Below are 19573 nucleotides of genomic sequence, written 5' to 3' on the forward strand. Positions count from 1 at the left end.
GAACATGTTTGCCGCATTCTCGCCGGGCAGCGACATCAAGCGCTACTACCGGGGTCGGATGCCCCGGCTGGCGCTCGTGGTCATCATGCTCATGCCGCTCCTGTACGGCGCGATGTACCTGTGGGCCTTCTGGAATCCGTTCGCCGCCGCCGACAAGATCCCGGTCGCGCTCGTGAACGAGGACACCGGCGCGGTCGTCGAGGGACAGAAGCTCGACGCCGGCGCCCAGGTCGCCGCGGGGCTGATCGAGTCCAAGCAGCTCGATCTGCACGAGGTGTCCGCCGCCGAGGCGGCCGACGGTGTCGCGCACGGCAAGTACTACTTCTCGATCACCCTGCCCGCCGACTTCAGTTCGGCGATCGCGTCACCCACGAGCGACAAGCCGCGCTCGGCGCCGCTGGTGTTCACCTACAACGACGCCAACAACTACCTGGCGACGATCATCGGCCAGGACGCCGCACAGCAGGTCGTCAACAAGGTCAGTGCACAGGTCGGGGCCCAGACCTTCGACATCGTCCTCAACGACGTGGGAACCGTCGCGGGCAAGCTGACCACCGCGGCAGACGGCGCGAACGAACTGGCCGCCGGCCTGAAGACCGCCAACACGGGTGCTCAGGAGATCGCCACCAACCTCGTGACTGCGAAGAACGGTGCTGCCGAGCTCGCGAGTGGTCTCGGTGAACTCGACTCCGCACTGCTCCGCGCGACCGACCCGCTGCTCGCGGCGATCGGCAACGGGGATCAGACCGGCCTCACCGCCGCGGAGGTAAATGCAGCCGCAGATCGCCTGGCCCGCAACGCCGGAGCCGCATCGAACGAACTCACCGCCGCGGCGAATCAGCAATCGCAGGCCAGCAAGGGACTGGAGTCGGTCATCGCCCGGCTCGGCGCCTCCTCGGACCCTGCGATGCGTGGTCTCGCCGAAGCCCTCAACCCGGCGCGGCAGTTCCTGCGCACCAACGGTCTCGGACCGGATGCGAACAATCAGCTCACCCAGCTGAACAGCGATGCCACGCTGCTCTCTCAGCAGCTCGGCAATCCGAACAGCCCCCTCCGACTCGGGCTCACCCTGGTCGAGGACGGCGGCTTGCGCAACGACATCATCGCCGCACGCGGCGCCGCCAACGAATTGAAGAGCGGTTCCGCCGAACTCAGCACCGGTCTCGGTGAGCTGAGCGCGGGCGCCGACCAACTCGCCGGCGGCACCGAGCAATTGGCCGCGGGGTCGGCCGAACTGGCATCGGGTCTGGACGAGGGCGTCAAGGCCATCCCGTCCTGGAGCAGCGAGCAGAAGAAGGAAATCGCCACGACGCTGGCGCAGCCCGTCTCGTTGCAGGAGGACTACACCCACGAGGCCCCGACCTTCGGTACCGGCTTCGCCCCGTTCTTCATGTCCCTGGCACTGTTCGTCGGCGGCATCATCACCTGGATGCTGCTGACGCCGTTGCAGTCCCGTCCGATCGTCCAGGGCTTCTCGTCGCTGCGCGTCGTGTTGGCCTCGTACGCACCGGCATTCGCCATCGGCTTCATCCAGGCGACCGTCCTGTACACCGTGGTCACCTTCGCCGTCGGACTCCGCGCCGAGTACCCGATATGGACCTTCGTGTACCTGTTGCTGGTGGTCGCGACCTTCATGGCGATGATCCAGATGTTCAACGCCGTATTCGACGTCGCGGTCGGACGTGTTGTGACACTGGCATTCCTGATGATCCAGCTGGTCTCTGCGGGCGGCATCTATCCCGTGCCGACCACGGCCACACCATTCCAGTACATCCACTACATAGACCCGATGACCTACACGGTGGAGGGGCTCCGACAACTCACGGTCGGCGGCATCGACTACCGATTGTGGCTCGCCATCGGCGTCCTCAGCGGTATCACGGTGGGCTGCCTACTCATCTCGTCGTGGGCCGCGCGCCGGAACCGCCAGTACACGATGGACCGCCTGTATCCGCCGGTGGAAGTCTAGGGAGGTCGAGACAGACAAGCCCCCGTGACTGTCGTCTACCCCGAGTAGATCGCTTCAACCGCCCCGTTTCCGGTATCGAGCGCCTTAGCATCTGAACACCAGGAGGAATACATGACACATCACAAGACATCTCACGCCCGAACGACCACCAACATCGGCGACAACCTGAACCTGCGAACCGTCTTCACCCGCCCGGGTGAGGCCACCGATCTGCCGAAGTTCTCACTGGCCGACGGCATGCTGTTGCCGGAGACCGCCTACCAGATCGTCCACGACGAGGCGATGCTCGACGGCAACGCCCGCCTGAACCTCGCGACCTTCGTCTCGACCTGGATGGACGGCGAGGCGAAGAAGCTGTACTCCGAGACCGTCGACAAGAACATGATCGACAAGGACGAGTACCCCCAGACGGCCGCCATCGAGGACCGCTGCTGGAAGATCCTCGCCGACCTGTGGCACAACCCGAACGTCGACAACGCCATCGGCACCTCGACCATCGGTTCGTCGGAGGCCTGCATGCTCGGCGGCCTGGCGCTCAAGCGTCACTGGCAGGCCCGCCGCAAGGCCGAGGGCAAGTCCACCGAGAAGCCGAACCTGGTGCTCTCCACCGCGGTCCAGGTGTGCTGGGAGAAGTTCTGCAACTACTTCGAGGTCGAGCCGCGCTGGGTGCCGATCAGCCCGGAGCACATGGTCCTCGACGGCCACGAGCTCGAGAAGTACGTCGACGAGAACACCATCGGCGTCGTCGCGATCATGGGTCAGACCTACACCGGCATGTACGAGCCGGTGAAGGAGATCGCCGCCAAGCTCGACCAGATCCAGGCCGACACCGGCCTGGACGTGAAGATCCACGTCGACGGCGCGTCGGGGGCGATGATCGCACCGTTCTGCCAGCCCGACCTCGAGTGGGACTTCCGCGTCGAGCGCGTCGTCTCGATCAACACCTCCGGCCACAAGTTCGGTCTCGTCTATCCCGGCGTCGGCTGGATCGTGTGGCGCGACACCGAGGCCCTGCCGGAGAGCATGGTCTTCCACTGCAGCTACCTCGGTGGCGACATGCCCACCCTGGCGCTGAACTTCTCTCGTCCCGGCGCCCAGGTGCTGCTGCAGTACTACCAGTTCCTGCGTCTCGGCCGTGAGGGCTACCGCCAGGTGCAACAGGGTTCGCTCGACGTCGCGCAGTGGCTGTCATCGCAGATCGCCGGGATCGACGCCTTCGAGCTCGTCAGCAAGGGTGACACCATTCCGGTGTTCGCGTGGCGCCTGAAGTCCGGTCACACCGACAACTGGAACCTGTACGACCTGTCGGATCGCCTGCGCATGAAGGGTTGGCTGGTCCCCGCCTACCCGATGGCCGACGATCTCGCCGACCTGACCGTCCAGCGCATCGTGGTCCGCGCCGGCCTCAGCCACGACCTCGCCCGCGCCCTGATCGCGGACATCCAGACCGAGGTCGAGTTCCTCGATCGTCTCGAGGGCCCGATGCCTGCCGAGGGCGAGCGCTCGCACTTCCATCACTGATCGGCCAGATCCTTCGCGAACCAGATGTGTCCCCGGCCTGGAATCCCCTTCCAGGCCGGGGACGCGTCGTCGCATACACAGACAGGTAGAAAATGAGCATTGCCGCGTCATCCCCCAGGCGCAGCGAGATCTTCATCCCGACACTGAACAAACAGTGCTGGGGCTTCATGATCGGATCGGCGTTGTTCGCCCTCGGCTCAGCGCCCGGTTTCGGTACCTGGGCCGGTGCGTCGACCGTCAACATCTGCTACTTCATCGGTGCTTGGTTCTTCACCGCCGCAGGCCTTTTCCAGCTCTTGCTCAGCGGACCCGTGACCACCCGCGTCGACTACGGGAACGGCGTCATGGTGCGGGCCGACTGGCTCTCGGCCGCAACCCAATCGCTGGGCACGGTGCTGTTCAACGTCAGCACCGCCGCCGCGCTGACAGCGCACGCCGTTGTCTCACAACGTGATCTGGTCTGGGCGCCGGATGCAGGCGGGTCCATCGGCTTCCTCGTCAGCGGCTTCCTGGCAGTCCGCGGTTACCGGCATGCACATCGCTGGTTCGATCCCGGCGCCCGCGCCTGGTGGTCGGTCCAGATCAACCTCCTCGGCTGTATCGCGTTCGGGGCGGCCGCCGTCGGCTCCTACATCTCCGAGGCCGGCGTCACCGTCGATACGAGCCTGGCGAATGTCGGGACGTTCATCGGTGCGATCTGCTTCTTCCTGACGTCCTTGCTGGTCCTGCCGGCGTGGGACCGCAGCACTTCGAGTGGGTCGGTATGACCTCGACGCACACACACCGGCGATCGCCCTGTCCCGGCCACGGCGCTCCCGCATCGGGGAGCCGACGATGACCGAGTTGTACCGCGACAACGTCTCGCCGCTTCCATTGCCGGAGCAGATGATCGAAACGTGGGAGCGCCGAGTCGGCGTCCACCGCAGCATGATCCAACCCGAACCGATCCGGCTCAGCGGCCCTGAGGGTATGCGCCACTACGGGCAGCACGTCGAGGTGCACACCGACGACCCCGACTCCTTCGATTCGCTGATGTACGTTCGTCAGCTGTCGATGATCGGCACGTTCTGCAGCCTCCACACCCCGGTGCAGGTTTCGCGGAACCCGCGCCTCATCGACGAGCAGCCCTCCGAGGACCTCGTGATCGGGGTGCACACCCTGGAGGGCAGGCACTTCATCCGGCAGGGGTCGCGCGATTTCGCCTACGGGGCAGGTCAACTGGCCTTCGTCAGCAACGCGTCGCCGTATCTCGAGCGGACCTTCGAGATCAATGACCCGGCCGGGCTGGTGATCCCGCTCGAACTCCTGGGGAACCAGCGCCGTATCGCCGAACGAGCACGCCGGCCGGTGGCCTCTCACACACTGTTGGCACGCGCCACCGCGTCGTTCATCCTGCAGTTCGCGTCGGACACCGCGGTCGGCGTCTCCGAGCCGGATCCGGACACCGAGATGGCCGCCATCGAACTGGTACGCGCTGCGCTCGGACAGCTCGACTACGACAATCGGCAGATCACCGACAACGCGCTCTTCGTGCGTGAGGCGGTCTCCGACCTCATCGAGCGTCATCACCGCGACCCGTCGTTCACGCCGAACACGATCGCCCGCTACCTGCACATCAGCCGTCGTCAGCTGTACCGGCACTTCGAGGACACCGAGGACTCGCTGGCCGCGCGTATCGCCGACCGTAGGCTGAAGACCGCCTGCGAGCTCCTCCGAACCCGTCCCGACTTGGCGGTTTCCGAGGTGGCGCGGATCTCCGGCTTCCCGTCGAGTCCCACGATGCGCAACCGCTTCCGAGCCGAACTCGGGCTCGGACCGAGCGAGTATCGCGCCCGTGCCGCCGCCGAGAACGAGGCGTCGGGATCCTCGGACCGCGCGTGAGCGACGGCTGAGGCGGATCTCAGCGCAGCAGTGCTTGGGCCACCCGCTCCAGAGCGGCGACGCGACTCCCCTTGACCAGCACCGCATCTCCCCCGGCGAGGTCGCCGAGCGCGGCAATTGCCTCGTCGACGCCGGAGGTGTGGCGCGCGGTGTCGCCGTAGTTCGGTTCGTCGACCGCGATGACCTCGATGCCGAGCTCGCGTGCCTCCAGCGCGATCGCGAGGTGCTGCTCGGGCGAATCCGCGCCGAGTTCGGCCATCGTGCCGAGGACCGCGACGCGTCGTCCCGCCGGTAGCGCGGCGAGCGACTTCAGCGCCGCCGACATCGACGTCGGGTTCGCGTTGTAGGCGTCGTTCAGCACCGTCGCGCCGTCCGAGGTCTTGGCGAGTTCCATTCGCAGACCGGACAATCCAGCTGCCGACAGACCACTCGCGATGTCCTCGATCACCACTCCGAGGCCGCCCCCGGCGGCGGCCGCCGCGAGCGCATTGGGAACCTGGTGCTCACCCCGCGCCCCCAGTCGCACGTCGGTGGAACCCCACGGCGTGTGCAGTCGGAAGGATGCCCGCAGCTCGTCGTCGACGACGATGTCCGAGGCGTATACGTCGGCATCAGATGACAGGCCGTACCGCAACACCCGGGCCGAGGTGCGGTCCGCCATCGCCGCCACATAACGGTGGTCGGCGTTCAGAACGGCGATCCCGTCGGCCGGAAGGGACTCGACCAGCTCGCCCTTCGCGCGGGCCACCGACTCGATGTCCCCGAAGAGTTCCAGATGCACGCCTTCCACGCGGGTGATGACGCCGACGGTCGGCCTCGCGATGGAGCACAGTAAGTCGATGTGGCCGATCCCGCGGGCACCCATCTCGAGGACGACGGCCTCGACGTCGTCGGCGGCGCCGGCGAGCGTCAGCGGGAGTCCCAGCTCGTTGTTGAAGGATTTCTCACTCGCCGCGGTCCGATAGGTGGTCTGCAGCACGCCGGCGAGGAGGTCCTTCGTGGAGGTCTTACCGACCGACCCGGTGATCCCGACGACGCGGTCGGGAATGCGGCGGCGGACCGCGCGACCGAGGTCGGCGAGCGCGAGCGCGGTGTCCGGGACCCTGATGGCGGTGCCGCGGGTGGCCTCGTCCTGCGAGGTGAAGTAGGCCGCCGCGCCGCTTTCGAGGGCCGCCGGGATGAAGTCGTGGCCGTCGCGTTCGGCGACGATCGGCACGAACAGCTGCCCCGGCCGGACGCTGCGCGAGTCGATGCTCGCCCCGTCGATCTGCACGTCGGGACCGATCAACTCGCCACCGACCGAAGCCGCGATCTCACTCGCCAAGAAATGCACGACCTCACGCTAGCCGACGGGCGGTGTCCGATTCCCCGAGCCGCCTCGGTGCTGACCTCGACACGCGGCGTCCTCGCTGCGCTCGGTCGTCGCGGCTCGGCCGGCAGAGGGGTTGAGCCGGCGACGAGCGCAGCGAGTGGCCGTGCGTCCTCGCCGGTTGAGCAGGCGACGAGCGCAGCGAGTGGCCGTGCGTCCTCGCCGGTTGAGCAGGCGACGAGCGCAGCGAGGAGCCGTGCGTCCTCGCCGGTTGAGCCGGCGACGAGCGCAGCGAGGAGCCGTGTCGAAATCCACAACCGGCCACTCCACCCCGAGAACTCGGTGGACCGGGGCCGTATCGTGACATGCATGTCTTCGCGGCTCCTGCGTCTGGTCGTCCTCTACGGCGGGGTCTCCGCCGAACACGATGTGTCACGGGTCACAGCCGCGCACGTGCTCGCCGCCGCCGACCGGGCGAAATACGACCTGGTCCCCATCGGCATCGCCAAGGACGGCACCTGGCTGCGGAACGACAAGGCGATCGCCGCGATCGCCGACGGCACGGAGCTCCCCGACGTCCTGGAGGTGGCGGGCACCGTCGTCGACCCGCTGGCCGAACTCCGCGGTCACGCCGACGAGGCGATCACCGTCGTGCTGCCGCTGCTGCATGGTCCGCACGGCGAGGACGGCACCATGCAGGGGATGCTCGAACTGTTCAAGCTGCCGTACGTCGGCGCCGGGGTGCTCTCGTCTGCGGTGTGCATGGACAAGGCGATGGCGAAGATCGTCGCTGCGCAGGCCGGCATCCCGCAGTGCCGCTGGGTCGAGTTCCGCGACGGCGTCGACGACCCGGACACCATCGTCTCGCGGGCCGTCGACGAGCTCGGACTCCCGGTGTTCGTGAAGCCTGCGAACCTCGGATCGTCGGTCGGCATCACCAAGGCGCACGACGAGCGCGAGTTGGACTCCGCCATCAACCTGGCCCTCCGCTACGACGACGTGGTGATCATCGAGGAGAACATCACCGGTCGCGAGATCGAGGTCGCCGTCCTCGGCGACACGGCGCCCGAGACCTCGGTGCCCGGTGAGATCGAACCGGGCAGCGAGTTCTACGACTACGAGGACAAGTACGTCACCGGCGCCGCCCGGCTCGTCATCCCCGCGGTACTGCCGGACGACGCGATCGCCGAGGTCAGGGAGCTCGCCGCCCGGACGTTCACGGCGATGCGATGCACCGGCATGGCGCGGGTGGACTTCTTCTACGAGGCAGCCGGGCGAGGGTGGCTGCTCAACGAGGTCAACACCATCCCCGGGTTCACGCCCGGCTCGATGTACCCGAAGCTGTGGGAGGCCACCGGAGTGTCCTACCCCGACCTCATCGACCAGCTCGTCACCTTCGCGCTCGAGGTCCACCGGCGGCGCGTCGGGTTCTCGACCGAACACTGAGCTGCCCGTCCGGCCGTGCCGGACCGCACGGCACCGACGGCCGACGCGCGGGCCAAGTCACCCGAACCCGGCGTCGAACGGCGGTAGCATCGCACGCGTGACCCCCACCCAGGCTGCCCGGTCGCTGCGCGTGCTGGTCTATTCGGACGATTCCGAGACCCGGGCCCAGGTCATCGGTGCACTCGGCACCAGGCCGTCCCAGAGCATCCCCGAACTCAGCTTCATCGAAGTCGCCACGGCTCCAATGGTGTTCGCCCAGCTCGACGCCGGCGTGGTCGACGCGGTGATCGCCGACGGCGAGGCATCCCCGGCAGGCGGGATGGGGATCGCCAAGCAGATGAAGGACGAACTCGACCCCAGCCCTCCCGTCCTGGTGCTGCTCGGCCGCGCCGACGACCGCTGGCTCGCCGAATGGTCGCGGGCCGATGCCGTCGCGTCACTCCCGGTCGACCCTCTCGCGCTTCCGCAGGCCTTCGTCGAGATGGTCGAGAAACGCCGAACTGTCTGAAACAGGTGACTCCCGCGGGACGAACACCTAGGCTTGTGGTGTAGCTCACAACCGCGTCCGGAGGTTCCGATCCGAACCCCCGACACGGGCAGGACAATCGCCGAGCCGGAGCCGCCCACCAGGTGTTTTCCGGCCGCCCGGAGCGAGGAGGAGTCCACGCTTTGAACGCCTACGTCCCGATCATGATCCTCGGGGCAATCGGCGTGGCGTTTGCCGTTTTCAGCGTCTTCATCGGCGTCGCGATCGGTCCGAAACGGTACAACCGCGCCAAACTCGAGGCGTACGAGTGCGGCATCGAACCGGTGGGACAGAGTCTCCTGACTCCCGCCTCCCGTCGCGGAGGCGCCGGCCCCACCTTCACCGGCCCGATCCAGCGGGTGCCGGTCAAGTACTACCTCACCGCGATGCTGTTCATCATCTTCGACATCGAGATCGTCTTCCTCTACCCCTGGGCCGTCGCCTTCGACTCCTTCGGCTGGTTCGGCCTCGCGGCCATGCTCTTGTTCATCGTCAACGTCTCGGTCGCCTACGCCTATGAATGGCGCCGCGGCGGACTGAGCTGGGACTGAGGACTTTTCACCCGGTCAAGCGTCTGCAAGGAGGTCAGTCATGGGACTCGAGGAACGACTCCCCAGCGGTTTCCTGCTGAGCACCGTCGAGGATCTCGCCGGCTTCATGCGCAAGGGTTCGCTGTGGCCGGCCACCTTCGGGCTCGCCTGCTGCGCAATCGAGATGATGTCCACGACGTCGGGCCGGTACGACCTCGCACGGTTCGGCATGGAGGCCTTCCGCGCATCCCCGCGGCAGGCGGACCTGATGATCGTCGCCGGTCGCGTGAGCCAGAAGATGGCGCCGGTCCTCCGGCAGATCTACGACCAGATGGTCGAACCGAAATGGGTTCTGGCGATGGGGGTCTGTGCATCGTCCGGCGGGATGTTCAACAACTACGCGATCGTCCAGGGTGTCGACCACGTCGTACCCGTGGACATCTACCTCCCCGGTTGTCCGCCCCGTCCCGAGATGCTGCTGAACGCGATCCTCAAGCTGCACGAGAAGATCCAGGAGATGCCGCTCGGGGTGAACCGCGAGGAGGCCATCTGGGCCGCGGAACGTGCTGCGTTGCAGTCGACTCCGACCATCGAGATGAAGGGGCTGCTGCGATGACCGAACTCGGCATGCCCGACCCCCATCCCCGAGACCTCAAGCCACCCGACCCGGAGGTCATCGGCGTCCGCCACGGATTGTTCGGCGCACCCGGCACGGGCGACACCTCCGGATACGGAGGACTGGTCGATCCGATCACCCTGCCGCCCAGTTCGACTCGCCCCTACGGCAGCTACTTCGACGACATCGCCGACGTCCTGGAAGCCGAGCTCGGCGACACCTACGACGCCGCCGTCGAGAAAGTGGTCATCTTCCGCGACGAGATGACCGTCCACGTCACGCGGGAACATCTGCCCTCGGTCGCACTCACCCTCCGCAACGCACCCGGGCTGCGGTTCGAACTGTGCCTGGGTGTCAACGGAGTCCACTACCCCGGTGACATCGACCGTGAACTGCACGCCGTCTATCCCCTGGCCTCGCTGACCCACAACCGCCGCGTGCGCCTCGAGGTGTCGGCGCCCGACGCCGATCCGCACATCCCGAGCATCTGCGACATCTACCCCACCAACGACTGGCACGAACGCGAGACCTACGACTTCTTCGGCATCGTCTTCGACGGCCACCGATCGCTGACACGCATCGAGATGCCCGATGACTGGGAGGGACATCCACAGCGCAAGGACTACCCGCTCGGCGGAGTACCCGTCGAGTACAAGGGAACCCGCGTCGACCCACCAGACCGGAGGAGGTCGTACAGCTGATGCCCGACACAGCCACCGGATCGTCGAAACCCCGATCCTCCTCCGCACGCGGGGAGACACCGCCACGCACCTACACCGTCTCGGGACAGGACTGGGATTCCATCGTCTCCGACGTCCGCACCCGCGCCGAACAGCAACCCGGCGACGAACGCATCGTCGTCAACATGGGACCCCAGCACCCCTCGACGCACGGCGTCCTGCGCCTCATCCTGGAGATCGAGGGTGAGACGGTCACCGAGGCACGCTGCGGAATCGGCTACCTGCACACCGGGATCGAGAAGAATCTCGAGTACCGGAACTGGATGCAGGGGGTCACGTTCGTCACCCGGATGGACTACTTGTCGCCGTTCTTCAACGAGACCGCATACTGCCTCGGCGTCGAGAAGCTCCTCGGGATCACCGACGACATCCCGGAGCGTGCCACCGTCATCCGCGTCATGCTGATGGAACTGAACCGAATCAGCAGCCACCTCGTGGCACTGGCGACCGGGGGTATGGAACTCGGCGCCGTCACCGCCATGTTCCTCGGGTTCCGGGAGCGCGAACTGATCCTCGACCTCTTCGAACTCATCACCGGTCTGCGCATGAACCATGCCTACATCCGCCCCGGCGGGGTGGCCCAGGACCTGCCGCATGATGGACCCGAACAGGTCGCCAAGGTCCTCGCAGAACTCCCGGGACGGCTGGACGAACTCGGAGATCTGCTGAACGACAACTACATCTGGAAGGCACGGACGCAGAACGTCGGATACCTGGATCTGACCGGCTGCATGGCGCTCGGCATCACCGGACCGGTCTTGCGATCGACCGGCTATCCACACGATCTGCGAAAGTCGCAGCCGTACTGCGGCTACGAGACCTACGACTTCGACGTCATCACCGCCGACACCTGTGACTCGTACGGACGCTATCTCATCCGCGTCAAGGAGATGCGCGAGTCGATCCGCATCGTCGAACAGTGTCTCGAACGGCTCCGTCCCGGCCCGGTGATGGTCGCCGACCGGAAGCTGGCCTGGCCGGCGGATCTCGCGCTCGGCCCCGACGGTCTGGGCAACTCACCCGAACACATCGCCCGGATCATGGGTACCTCGATGGAGGCGCTGATCCATCATTTCAAGCTGGTCACCGAGGGGATGCGGGTGCCGGCCGGGCAGTGCTACATCGCGGTCGAGTCCCCCCGCGGTGAACTCGGTGTACACCTGGTCAGCGATGGCGGCACCCGACCCTATCGCGTCCACTTCCGCGATCCGTCGTTCACGAATCTGCAAGCGGTGGCGGCGATGTGCGAAGGCGGCATGGTCGCCGATGTGATCACCGCGGTGGCCAGTATCGACCCGGTGATGGGAGGCGTGGACCGATGACCGACCCCGTATTCGTGGACCTGTCCACTTCCCCGCCGACCGAGGACGCCGCGCCTGCACACTGCACCCCGGCGCCGACCATCACCTTCGATGGCCCGTCGGCATACCCGACCGAGGTCGCCGAACGCCTCGCCGCGCAGGCGGCGCCGATCATCGCCCGCTACCCGCAGGCGCGGTCAGCGCTTCTCCCCCTGCTCCACCTGGTGCAGTCCGAGGACGGTCACATCACCAGGGCGGGCATCGAATTCTGTGCGGGTCAGCTCGATCTGACTGCGGCACAGGTCGCCTCGGTCGCGACCTTCTACTCGATGTACCGCCGTTCGCCGACCGGCGAATACCTCGTTGGTGTGTGCACCAACACGTTGTGCGCCACCCTCGGCGGCGACGAGATCCTCCGCGCGGTCTGCGACCACCTCGGTGTCCAGCCCGGGGACACCACTTCGGACGCCCGCATCACGGTCGAACACGTCGAATGCAACGCCGCCTGCGATTTCGCGCCCGTGGTGATGGTGAACTGGGAGTTCTTCGACAACCAGACACCGGAGTCGACGATCGAACTCGTCGAGGACCTCCGTGCCGGTGTCACCGTCGCACCCGCCCGCGGCACCGGAAGGGTGCGCTCGTTCCGCCAGACCGAACGCGAGCTCGCCGGCGCCGCGACCGCAACGCCACCCCCGCCGGTTGAGCCGGCACCGAGCGCAGCCAAGCCACCCCCGCCGGTTGAGCCGGCACCGACCGCAACGCCACCCCCGCCGGTTGAGCCGGCACCGAGCGCAACGAAGCCACCCCCGCCGGTTGAGCCGGCACCGAGCGCAACGAAGCCACCCCCGCCGGTTGAGCCGGCACCGAGCGCAACGAAGCCACCCCCGCCGGTTGAGCCGGCACCGAGCGCAGCGAGGAGCCGCGTCGAAACCCCCGAACCACCCGAACCCGATCCGCCGGAAACCCCGGTCCTGTCCCGCCACTGGGACGAGCCCGAGTCCTGGTCCCTGGCGAATCATCTGCGCCACAACGGCTACCGCGGCCTGCGTACCGCGCTCGACACCCCGCCCGCCGACGTCATCGAGATGGTCAAGGCCTCCGGCCTCCGGGGACGCGGGGGTGCCGGATTCCCGGTCGGGATGAAGTGGTCGTTCATCCCCCAAGAAGAATCTCCCGACGCCGAACCGTCGATTCCGCACTACCTCGTGGTCAACGCCGACGAATCCGAACCCGGCACCTGCAAGGACATGCCGCTCATGCTCTTGACGCCGCACACCCTGATCGAGGGGGTGATCATCGCGGCGTATGCCATCCGCGCGCATCATGCGTTCATCTACGTCCGCGGGGAGGTCGCCTCGGTTCTGCGGCGGCTTCGCACCGCGGTCGACGAGGCATACGCCGCCGGCTATCTCGGCACCGACATCCTGGGATCGGGCTTCGACCTGGAGCTCGTCGTGCACGCCGGCGCCGGCGCCTACATCTGCGGTGAGGAGACGGCTCTCCTCGACTCGCTCGAAGGCCGTCGCGGCCAACCACGCCTCCGCCCGCCGTTCCCGGCGGTCGCCGGTCTGTACGCCAGTCCGACCGTGGTCAACAATGTGGAATCCATTGCGAGCGTGCCGTCCATCATCCGTAACGGCGTCGACTGGTTCCGCTCGATGGGTACCGAGAAGTCCCCTGGTTTCACCCTGTACTCGCTGTCCGGCCATGTCACGCATCCGGGGCAGTACGAGGCACCGCTCGGTATCACCCTGCGGCAGCTCCTCGAACGCGCCGGCGGCGTACGCGCCGGACACGAACTCAAGTTCTGGACCCCGGGCGGGTCGTCGACGCCGCTCCTCACGCCGGAGCATCTCGACGTCCCCCTCGACTACGAGGGAGTCGGTGCCGCGGGCTCAATGCTGGGCACCAAGGCTCTTCAGATCTTCGACGAGACGACATGTGTCGTCGGCGCGGTCCTGCGCTGGACCGAGTTCTACGCGCACGAGTCGTGCGGAAAGTGCACACCGTGCCGGGAGGGCACGTACTGGCTGGTGCAACTGCTTCACCGGCTCGAGCACGAGGGCGGCACCACCGCCGATCTCGACACCCTCGCCGACGTCACCAACAGCGTCGTCGGAAAGTCGTTCTGCGCGCTCGGCGACGGCGCGGGCAGCCCGATCGTGTCCTCGCTGAAGTACTTCCGGGAGGAGTACCTCGCTCATCTCGACCACGGTTGTCCGTTCGACCGCTCGCTGTCGACCGTCTTCGACTCACCGGGTGGCAACCCGACGGGAGGTGTCCGATGACCCTCACACACGGTAGCGATCCGACGACCGGGGCCGACAACCTCGTCGGGATCACCATCGACGGGCACGAGGTCCGGGTTCCGGAGGGTACCCTGCTGATCCGTGCCGCTGAACAGATCGGCATCACCATCCCCCGCTTCTGCGACCACCCGCTGCTCGATCCGGTCGGCGCCTGCCGCCAGTGCCTTGTCGAGGTCGAGGGTCAGCGAAAGCCGCTGGCGTCGTGCACGACAACGGCCACCGACGGGATGGTCGTCCGGACGCAACTCAGTTCCCAGATCGCCGCCGATGCCCAGCGGGGCGTGATGGAACTGCTGCTGATCAACCATCCGCTCGACTGCCCGGTGTGCGATAAGGGCGGCGAGTGCCCACTGCAGAACCAGGCCATGTCGGCCGGCCGCAGCGAGTCCCGGTTCGACGGCGTCAAGCGCACGTTCACCAAGCCGGTCCCGCTGTCGTCCGAGGTCCTGCTCGACCGCGAACGATGTGTGCTGTGCGCCCGGTGCACGCGGTTCTCGACACAGATCGCGGGCGACCCGCTCATCGAGCTGGCGGATCGCGGTGCGCTGCAACAGGTCAGCATCTATGAGGACGAGCCGTTCGACTCGTACTTCTCGGGCAACACCGTGCAGATCTGTCCGGTCGGCGCGCTGACCGGTGCGCAGTACCGGTTCCGTGCAAGGCCTTTCGACCTTGTCTCGACACCGAGCGTCTGCGAGCACTGTGCGAGCGGATGCGCCCAGCGCACCGATCACCGGCGCGGCCAGGTGCTCCGCCGCCTCGCCGGCGACGACCCCGAGGTCAATTCCGAGTGGAACTGCGACAAGGGGCGCTGGGCGTTCGCGTATGCGACTGCGGCCGACCGTCTGACCTCTCCCCTGATCCGCGACCGGCACGGGGAACTGCGGGAGGCGTCGTGGGCCGACGCGATCCGCGTCGCTGCGGCAGGGCTCTCGGCGACCATCGGAAACGTGGGTGTCCTGACCGGCGGACGTCTCACCGTCGAGGACGCCTACGCCTACTCACGATTCGCCCGCACGGTCCTGAAGTCCGACGACATCGACTTCCGTGCACGCGTCCACAGCACCGAGGAGGCGTCCTTCCTCGCGAGCCGGGTCGCGGGGCGCGGGCTCGAGACCACCTACGACGACCTGTCCGCCGCCCCGGCGGTACTCCTCGTCGGTGTCGAACCCGAGGAGGAATCCCCGATCGTCTTCCTCCGGCTGCGCCGGGCGGTGCGGACCGACCGGCTTCGGGTGGCCACCGTGGCGCCGTACGCGAGCCGCGGGGCACAGAAGCTCGACGCCCGACTGTTCCCCACGACGCCCGGTGCCGAGGCGGAGATCCTCACCTCCGCCGAGGTCGCCGACCATCTCCGCGAGCCCGGATCGGTGATCGTCGCCGGTGAGCGGCTCGCCGCCGCCCCAGGTGGGTTGCGGGCGGCTGCCGATCTCGCGGACCGCACGGGCGCCCGCATCGCCTGGATTCCCCGACGGGCCGGCGAACGCGGCGCACTCGAGGTCGGCGCGATGGCCGGGCTGCTGCCGGGCGGTCGACCGATCACGGACCGCAGTGCACGCGAATCGGTGTCGGCTGTCTGGGGGCCCGGCATCCCGACGCGGCCCGGTCGGGACACCACCGGCATCCTCGACGCGGCCCGGTATCACGGACTGTCACTGGTCGTCGCCGGTGTCGACCTCGAGGATCTCCCCGACCCGGCGGCCGCGGACGAAGCCCTCACCGCCGCACCGTTCGTCGTGAGTCTCGAACAGCGACTGTCGACGGTGACGCCGCACGCCGATGTGGTGTTCCCGGTCGCGGCGGTGGCCGAGAAGGAAGGCACCTTCGTCGACTGGGAAGGCAGGCCGCGCAGCTTCACCGCCGCGCTCACCGAGTCGGGGCACATCCCCGACCACCGGGTCCTGGACGCCCTGGCCCGGCGTCTCGGTGTCGAACTGCGCTGCGACGGGCCTCAGACCATCCACCTGGACCTGCGCCGGATCGGGGCGTGGTCGGGTGACCGCTCGCCCGTCGTCGCTCATGAACGTCCGCTGCGCGCACCCGAGTCCGGTCAGGCCGTGCTGGCGACCTGGCACATGCTGCTCGACCTCGGTCGTCTGCAGGACGGTGAACCGCACCTCGCCGGGACCGCACGTCCACCGGTCGCACGCATGTCGGCGAGGACCGCCGCCGAGGGCGGTGTCGCGGTCGGCGGGCGGGTCCGGGTCAGCACCGCCGACGGGGAGATCGCGCTGCCCGTCGAATACGCCGACATGCCCGACCGGGTGGTCTGGGTCCCGCTCAACTCGCCCGGATCGCGTGTCCACGCGGACCTGCGGGCACAGGCGGGCGATCTCGTCGCCTTGTCGCCTGCCTCGGCGGCCGACGTCGCCGGAGGCGTCCCGATGAACACCGCCGGAGGCGTCCGATGAACACGCTCACGCTCGCCATCGACTACCCCGACCTCACCGATTTCGGCCACGACCCCATCTGGCTCATCGTCGTCAAGGCCGTCGCCGTGTTCGCGTTCCTGGTCGTCAACCCGCTGGTCGCGATCCTGCTCGAACGCAAGATCATGGCGCGCATGCAAACCCGGATCGGACCCAACCGCGTCGGACCCCGCGGGATTCTCCAGAGCCTGGCCGACGGCGTGAAACTCGCGCTGAAGGAGGGCATCATCCCGACCGGCGTGGACAAGGTGATCTACCTCCTCGCACCGATCATCGCGGTCGTACCGGCGGTCATGGCGTTCGCGGTGATCCCGTTCGGACCGATGGTCTCGGTGTTCGGCCACGAAACCCCCTTGCAGCTCACCGATCTGCCCGTCGGGGTGCTCTATGTCCTCGCCGTGACATCGGTCGGCGTCTACGGCATCGTGCTGGCCGGCTGGTCGTCGGGCTCCACCTATCCACTGCTCGGCGGGCTGCGGTCGACCGCCCAGGTGATCTCCTACGAGATCGCGATGGGACTCACGTTCGCGGCGGTGTTCCTCGACGCCGGGACGATGTCGACGTCCGGGATCGTCGCAGCGCAGGAACACCACTGGTACTTCCTGCTGCTGCTCCCGTCCTTCGTGATCTACGCGATCTCGATGGTCGGCGAGACCAACCGCGCCCCGTTCGACCTGCCCGAGGCCGAGGGCGAGCTGGTGGGCGGTTTCCACACCGAGTACTCGTCGCTGAAGTTCGCCATGTTCATGCTTGCCGAATACATCAACATGGTGACGGTTTCGGCCCTCGCCACCACGATGTTCCTGGGCGGCTGGCAGGCCCCGTGGCCGCTGAGTGCCTTCGACTGGGCGAACGCCGGATGGTGGCCCGTCCTCTGGTTCACCATCAAGGTCTGGGCGTTCCTGTTCGTGTTCATCTGGCTCCGAACCAGCCTGCCGCGGTTGCGGTACGACCAGTTCATGAACCTGGGCTGGAAGGTGCTCATCCCGATCTCGCTCGCCTGGGTGATGGTCGTGGCGATCATCCGCGCCTTCGTCGGCGGCGACAACGCCGAACTCATCCGGGCCCTCGTCTCGGCGGGCGCCGGTCTCGTGGTGACCGGCCTCATCGCCTATGCGATCTGGCGGATGATGCGGGTCCCGGATGTGCCGGAGAGGGCAGCCGAACCCGAACGTCCGGCGGTATTCGACGCCATGGCCGGCGGGTTCCCGATCCCGCCGATGCACGCACCGGACTCGAGGTCACAGCCGGTCCGCACCGACCCCGATCTGCCCCTTCCCGCCGATCAGAAGCCGAGCAGGGAGACCACCGATGCCTGATTTCCTCAAGCCCGTCAGTGGATTACGCGTCACCTTCGGTGGCATGTTCCAGCCGAGCATCACCGAACAGTATCCCGAGGAGAAACGACCGACCGCACCTCGCTATCACGGTCGGCACCAACTCAATCGGCACCCCGACGGACTGGAGAAGTGCATCGGGTGTGAGTTGTGCGCCTGGGCGTGTCCGGCCGACGCCATCTATGTCGAGGGGGCCGACAACACACCAGACGAACGGTATTCGCCCGGCGAGCGGTACGGGCGGGTCTACCAGATCAACTATCTGCGGTGTATCGGCTGCGGACTCTGCATCGAGGCGTGTCCGACGCGTGCGCTCACGATGACCAACGACTACGAACTCGCCGACGACAACCGCGCCGACCTCATCTACGAAAAGGACCGGCTGCTGGCGCCGCTACAACCGGGCGTCGAACCGCCGCCGCACGCCATGGCACCGGGATCGACCGAGGAGAACTACTACCGGGGTGAGATCACCTCCGACGGCCGGCTGACCCCGTTGCCGACTCCGACTGTGCGCGAGGGTGCACGGGAGCCGCGGCCATGACGCCCGGGTCGACGGCCGCACTTCTCGCCGACGAGGTGGTCCGCACCTCGACCGGGGAGGCCGTGCAGTTCTGGGTACTCGGAGTGGTCGCGGTGGCCGGTGCGCTCGGCGTCGTGTTCGCCACCAAGGCCGTGTATTCGGCGATCTTCCTGGCCACGACGATGATCGTTCTCGCGGTCTTCTACGTGGCCCAGGGCGCGCTGTTCCTCGGGGTCGTGCAGGTGGTCGTCTACACCGGCGCGGTGATGATGCTGTTCCTGTTCGTGCTCATGCTCATCGGCGTCGATTCATCGGACTCACTCAAAGAGACCCTGCGAGGGCAGCGCGTGGCCGCGTCCCTCGTCGGACTCGGCTTCGGTGTGCTCCTCATCGCGGGGATCGGCAACGCAACCATCGCGGTCACCACCGGCGCGACCGCGCCCGGCGCACTTGGTACTGACAGCAACTACGGCATCGAGGCGATCGCCGAACTGATCTTCGTCCGTTATCTGTGGGCCTTCGAACTGACGGGCGCCCTGCTCATCGCCGCCACCCTCGGCGCGATGGTCTTGGCCCACCGGGAGCGGTTCGGGCCGCGCCTGACCCAGAAGGAGCTGTCGCAGGCCCGGTTCCGGAGCGGCGTCAACCTCACCCCCCTGCCGAGTCCCGGTGTCTACGCCCGCCACAACGCGGTCGACGTCCCGGCGCGACTCCCCGACGGGAGTCCCTCCGACCTCTCGGTGAACGCCATCCTGGCCGCACGCACGTTGCGGCAGAAGAACCCGGAGGGTCCCAAGAATCCCGAGGGCCAGAATCCCCGGGGGCGGGCATGAACCCGGAGAACTACCTCTACCTCTCGGCACTGCTGTTCACCATCGGCGCTGCCGGGGTCCTGCTGCGACGCAACGCGATCGTCGTGTTCATGTGCATCGAGCTGATGCTCAACGCCGCCAATCTCGCCTTCGTCACCTTCGCTCGGATGAACCAGTCCTTCGACGGGCAGGTGATCGCCTTCTTCACGATGGTGGTCGCCGCTGCCGAGGTGGTCGTCGGGCTCGCCATCATCATGACCATCTTCCGATCACGCCGCTCGGCGTCGGTCGACGACGCGGATCTGCTCAAGCGGTAGAGGA

At 67.3% G+C, this 19573-nt stretch carries 17 protein-coding genes; 16 read left to right on the forward strand and 1 reads right to left on the reverse strand.

Annotated elements, in window-relative coordinates; genetic code table 11:
• Positions 1 to 4 precede the first annotated feature (4 nt).
• From IHQ52_RS02705 to IHQ52_RS02720, 4 genes are all read left to right on the forward strand, one after another.
• A complete protein-coding gene (locus IHQ52_RS02705) occupies positions 5 to 1969 on the forward strand; it encodes a YhgE/Pip domain-containing protein (RefSeq protein ID WP_238064063.1) in 1965 nt (654 codons plus the stop codon).
• Between the two features lie 111 nt (positions 1970 to 2080).
• Positions 2081 to 3490 carry a glutamate decarboxylase gene (gene gad / locus IHQ52_RS02710; RefSeq protein ID WP_238064064.1) on the forward strand — a complete coding sequence of 470 codons (1410 nt, stop codon included), beginning with the start codon at positions 2081 to 2083 and terminating at the stop codon, positions 3488 to 3490.
• A gap of 92 nt (positions 3491 to 3582) precedes the next feature.
• Complete coding sequence (locus IHQ52_RS02715) at positions 3583 to 4257, forward strand: hypothetical protein (protein WP_238064065.1); 675 nt, start codon at positions 3583 to 3585, stop codon at positions 4255 to 4257.
• Between the two features lie 67 nt (positions 4258 to 4324).
• Complete coding sequence (locus IHQ52_RS02720; protein ID WP_238064066.1) at positions 4325 to 5371, forward strand: AraC family transcriptional regulator; 1047 nt, start codon at positions 4325 to 4327, stop codon at positions 5369 to 5371.
• Between the two features lie 19 nt (positions 5372 to 5390).
• Here the strand turns inward: IHQ52_RS02720 and IHQ52_RS02725 are convergent, their stop codons facing one another.
• A complete protein-coding gene (locus tag IHQ52_RS02725; RefSeq protein ID WP_238064067.1) occupies positions 5391 to 6704 on the reverse strand; it encodes a UDP-N-acetylmuramoyl-tripeptide--D-alanyl-D-alanine ligase in 1314 nt (437 codons plus the stop codon).
• Positions 6705 to 7049: 345 nt separating this feature from the next.
• Between IHQ52_RS02725 and IHQ52_RS02730 the strand changes: the two genes are divergently transcribed.
• The 12 genes from IHQ52_RS02730 to nuoK all read left to right on the forward strand — a co-directional run bounded on the left by IHQ52_RS02730 (position 7050) and on the right by nuoK (position 19569).
• Positions 7050 to 8126 carry a D-alanine--D-alanine ligase family protein gene (locus IHQ52_RS02730; protein ID WP_238064068.1) on the forward strand — a complete coding sequence of 359 codons (1077 nt, stop codon included), beginning with the start codon at positions 7050 to 7052 and terminating at the stop codon, positions 8124 to 8126.
• Between the two features lie 97 nt (positions 8127 to 8223).
• Positions 8224 to 8634, forward strand: coding sequence for a hypothetical protein (locus tag IHQ52_RS02735; protein WP_238064069.1), 411 nt, complete (start codon positions 8224 to 8226; stop codon positions 8632 to 8634).
• 161 nt (positions 8635 to 8795) lie between these two features.
• Positions 8796 to 9203 carry an NADH-quinone oxidoreductase subunit A gene (locus tag IHQ52_RS02740; protein ID WP_006435190.1) on the forward strand — a complete coding sequence of 136 codons (408 nt, stop codon included), beginning with the start codon at positions 8796 to 8798 and terminating at the stop codon, positions 9201 to 9203.
• Positions 9204 to 9243: 40 nt separating this feature from the next.
• Entirely contained in the window at positions 9244 to 9798 is a 555-nt protein-coding gene (locus tag IHQ52_RS02745) for a NuoB/complex I 20 kDa subunit family protein (RefSeq protein ID WP_006358935.1), read from the forward strand.
• Positions 9795 to 10499 (forward strand): NADH-quinone oxidoreductase subunit C, encoded by a 705-nt coding sequence (locus tag IHQ52_RS02750; protein ID WP_238064070.1) that lies wholly within the window; start codon positions 9795 to 9797, stop codon positions 10497 to 10499. The genes IHQ52_RS02745 and IHQ52_RS02750 overlap by 4 nt, the downstream gene beginning before the upstream one ends.
• Complete coding sequence (nuoD, locus tag IHQ52_RS02755; RefSeq protein WP_238064071.1) at positions 10499 to 11860, forward strand: NADH dehydrogenase (quinone) subunit D; 1362 nt, start codon at positions 10499 to 10501, stop codon at positions 11858 to 11860. The genes IHQ52_RS02750 and nuoD overlap by 1 nt, the downstream gene beginning before the upstream one ends.
• Entirely contained in the window at positions 11857 to 14130 is a 2274-nt protein-coding gene (gene nuoF / locus IHQ52_RS02760) for an NADH-quinone oxidoreductase subunit NuoF (RefSeq protein WP_238064072.1), read from the forward strand. Before nuoD ends, nuoF begins: the two co-directional genes overlap by 4 nt.
• Positions 14127 to 16562, forward strand: coding sequence for an NADH-quinone oxidoreductase subunit G (locus IHQ52_RS02765; protein WP_238064073.1), 2436 nt, complete (start codon positions 14127 to 14129; stop codon positions 16560 to 16562). Before nuoF ends, IHQ52_RS02765 begins: the two co-directional genes overlap by 4 nt.
• The gene (gene nuoH, locus IHQ52_RS02770) at positions 16559 to 17899 is read left to right on the forward strand and encodes an NADH-quinone oxidoreductase subunit NuoH (protein ID WP_238064074.1); all 1341 of its coding nucleotides are present in this window, start codon (positions 16559 to 16561) and stop codon (positions 17897 to 17899) included. Before IHQ52_RS02765 ends, nuoH begins: the two co-directional genes overlap by 4 nt.
• Complete coding sequence (nuoI, locus tag IHQ52_RS02775; RefSeq protein WP_006435196.1) at positions 17892 to 18461, forward strand: NADH-quinone oxidoreductase subunit NuoI; 570 nt, start codon at positions 17892 to 17894, stop codon at positions 18459 to 18461. Before nuoH ends, nuoI begins: the two co-directional genes overlap by 8 nt.
• Positions 18458 to 19273, forward strand: coding sequence for an NADH-quinone oxidoreductase subunit J (locus tag IHQ52_RS02780; RefSeq protein ID WP_238064075.1), 816 nt, complete (start codon positions 18458 to 18460; stop codon positions 19271 to 19273). The genes nuoI and IHQ52_RS02780 overlap by 4 nt, the downstream gene beginning before the upstream one ends.
• The gene (gene nuoK / locus IHQ52_RS02785; RefSeq protein ID WP_005200546.1) at positions 19270 to 19569 is read left to right on the forward strand and encodes an NADH-quinone oxidoreductase subunit NuoK; all 300 of its coding nucleotides are present in this window, start codon (positions 19270 to 19272) and stop codon (positions 19567 to 19569) included. The genes IHQ52_RS02780 and nuoK overlap by 4 nt, the downstream gene beginning before the upstream one ends.
• Positions 19570 to 19573 lie beyond the last annotated feature (4 nt).

The organism is Gordonia amicalis, assembly GCF_022059885.1.
GTDB classification, from domain to species: Bacteria; Actinomycetota; Actinomycetes; order Mycobacteriales; family Mycobacteriaceae; genus Gordonia; species Gordonia amicalis.

Excerpts from the sequence above, each read along its gene's own strand:
- nuoD (WP_238064071.1), top strand. The coding sequence starts at position 10,499 with ATGCCCGACACAGCCACCGGATCGTCGAAACCCCGATCCTCCTCCGCA.
- nuoI (WP_006435196.1), top strand. The coding sequence starts at position 17,892 with ATGCCTGATTTCCTCAAGCCCGTCAGTGGATTACGCGTCACCTTCGGT.
- IHQ52_RS02720 (WP_238064066.1), top strand. The coding sequence starts at position 4,325 with ATGACCGAGTTGTACCGCGACAACGTCTCGCCGCTTCCATTGCCGGAG.
- nuoF (WP_238064072.1), top strand. The coding sequence starts at position 11,857 with ATGACCGACCCCGTATTCGTGGACCTGTCCACTTCCCCGCCGACCGAG.
- nuoH (WP_238064074.1), top strand. The coding sequence starts at position 16,559 with ATGAACACGCTCACGCTCGCCATCGACTACCCCGACCTCACCGATTTC.
- IHQ52_RS02745 (WP_006358935.1), top strand. The coding sequence starts at position 9,244 with ATGGGACTCGAGGAACGACTCCCCAGCGGTTTCCTGCTGAGCACCGTC.
- IHQ52_RS02705 (WP_238064063.1), top strand. The coding sequence starts at position 5 with ATGTTTGCCGCATTCTCGCCGGGCAGCGACATCAAGCGCTACTACCGG.
- nuoK (WP_005200546.1), top strand. The coding sequence starts at position 19,270 with ATGAACCCGGAGAACTACCTCTACCTCTCGGCACTGCTGTTCACCATC.
- gad (WP_238064064.1), top strand. The coding sequence starts at position 2,081 with ATGACACATCACAAGACATCTCACGCCCGAACGACCACCAACATCGGC.
- IHQ52_RS02765 (WP_238064073.1), top strand. The coding sequence starts at position 14,127 with ATGACCCTCACACACGGTAGCGATCCGACGACCGGGGCCGACAACCTC.
- IHQ52_RS02780 (WP_238064075.1), top strand. The coding sequence starts at position 18,458 with ATGACGCCCGGGTCGACGGCCGCACTTCTCGCCGACGAGGTGGTCCGC.
- IHQ52_RS02715 (WP_238064065.1), top strand. The coding sequence starts at position 3,583 with ATGAGCATTGCCGCGTCATCCCCCAGGCGCAGCGAGATCTTCATCCCG.
- IHQ52_RS02730 (WP_238064068.1), top strand. The coding sequence starts at position 7,050 with ATGTCTTCGCGGCTCCTGCGTCTGGTCGTCCTCTACGGCGGGGTCTCC.
- IHQ52_RS02750 (WP_238064070.1), top strand. The coding sequence starts at position 9,795 with ATGACCGAACTCGGCATGCCCGACCCCCATCCCCGAGACCTCAAGCCA.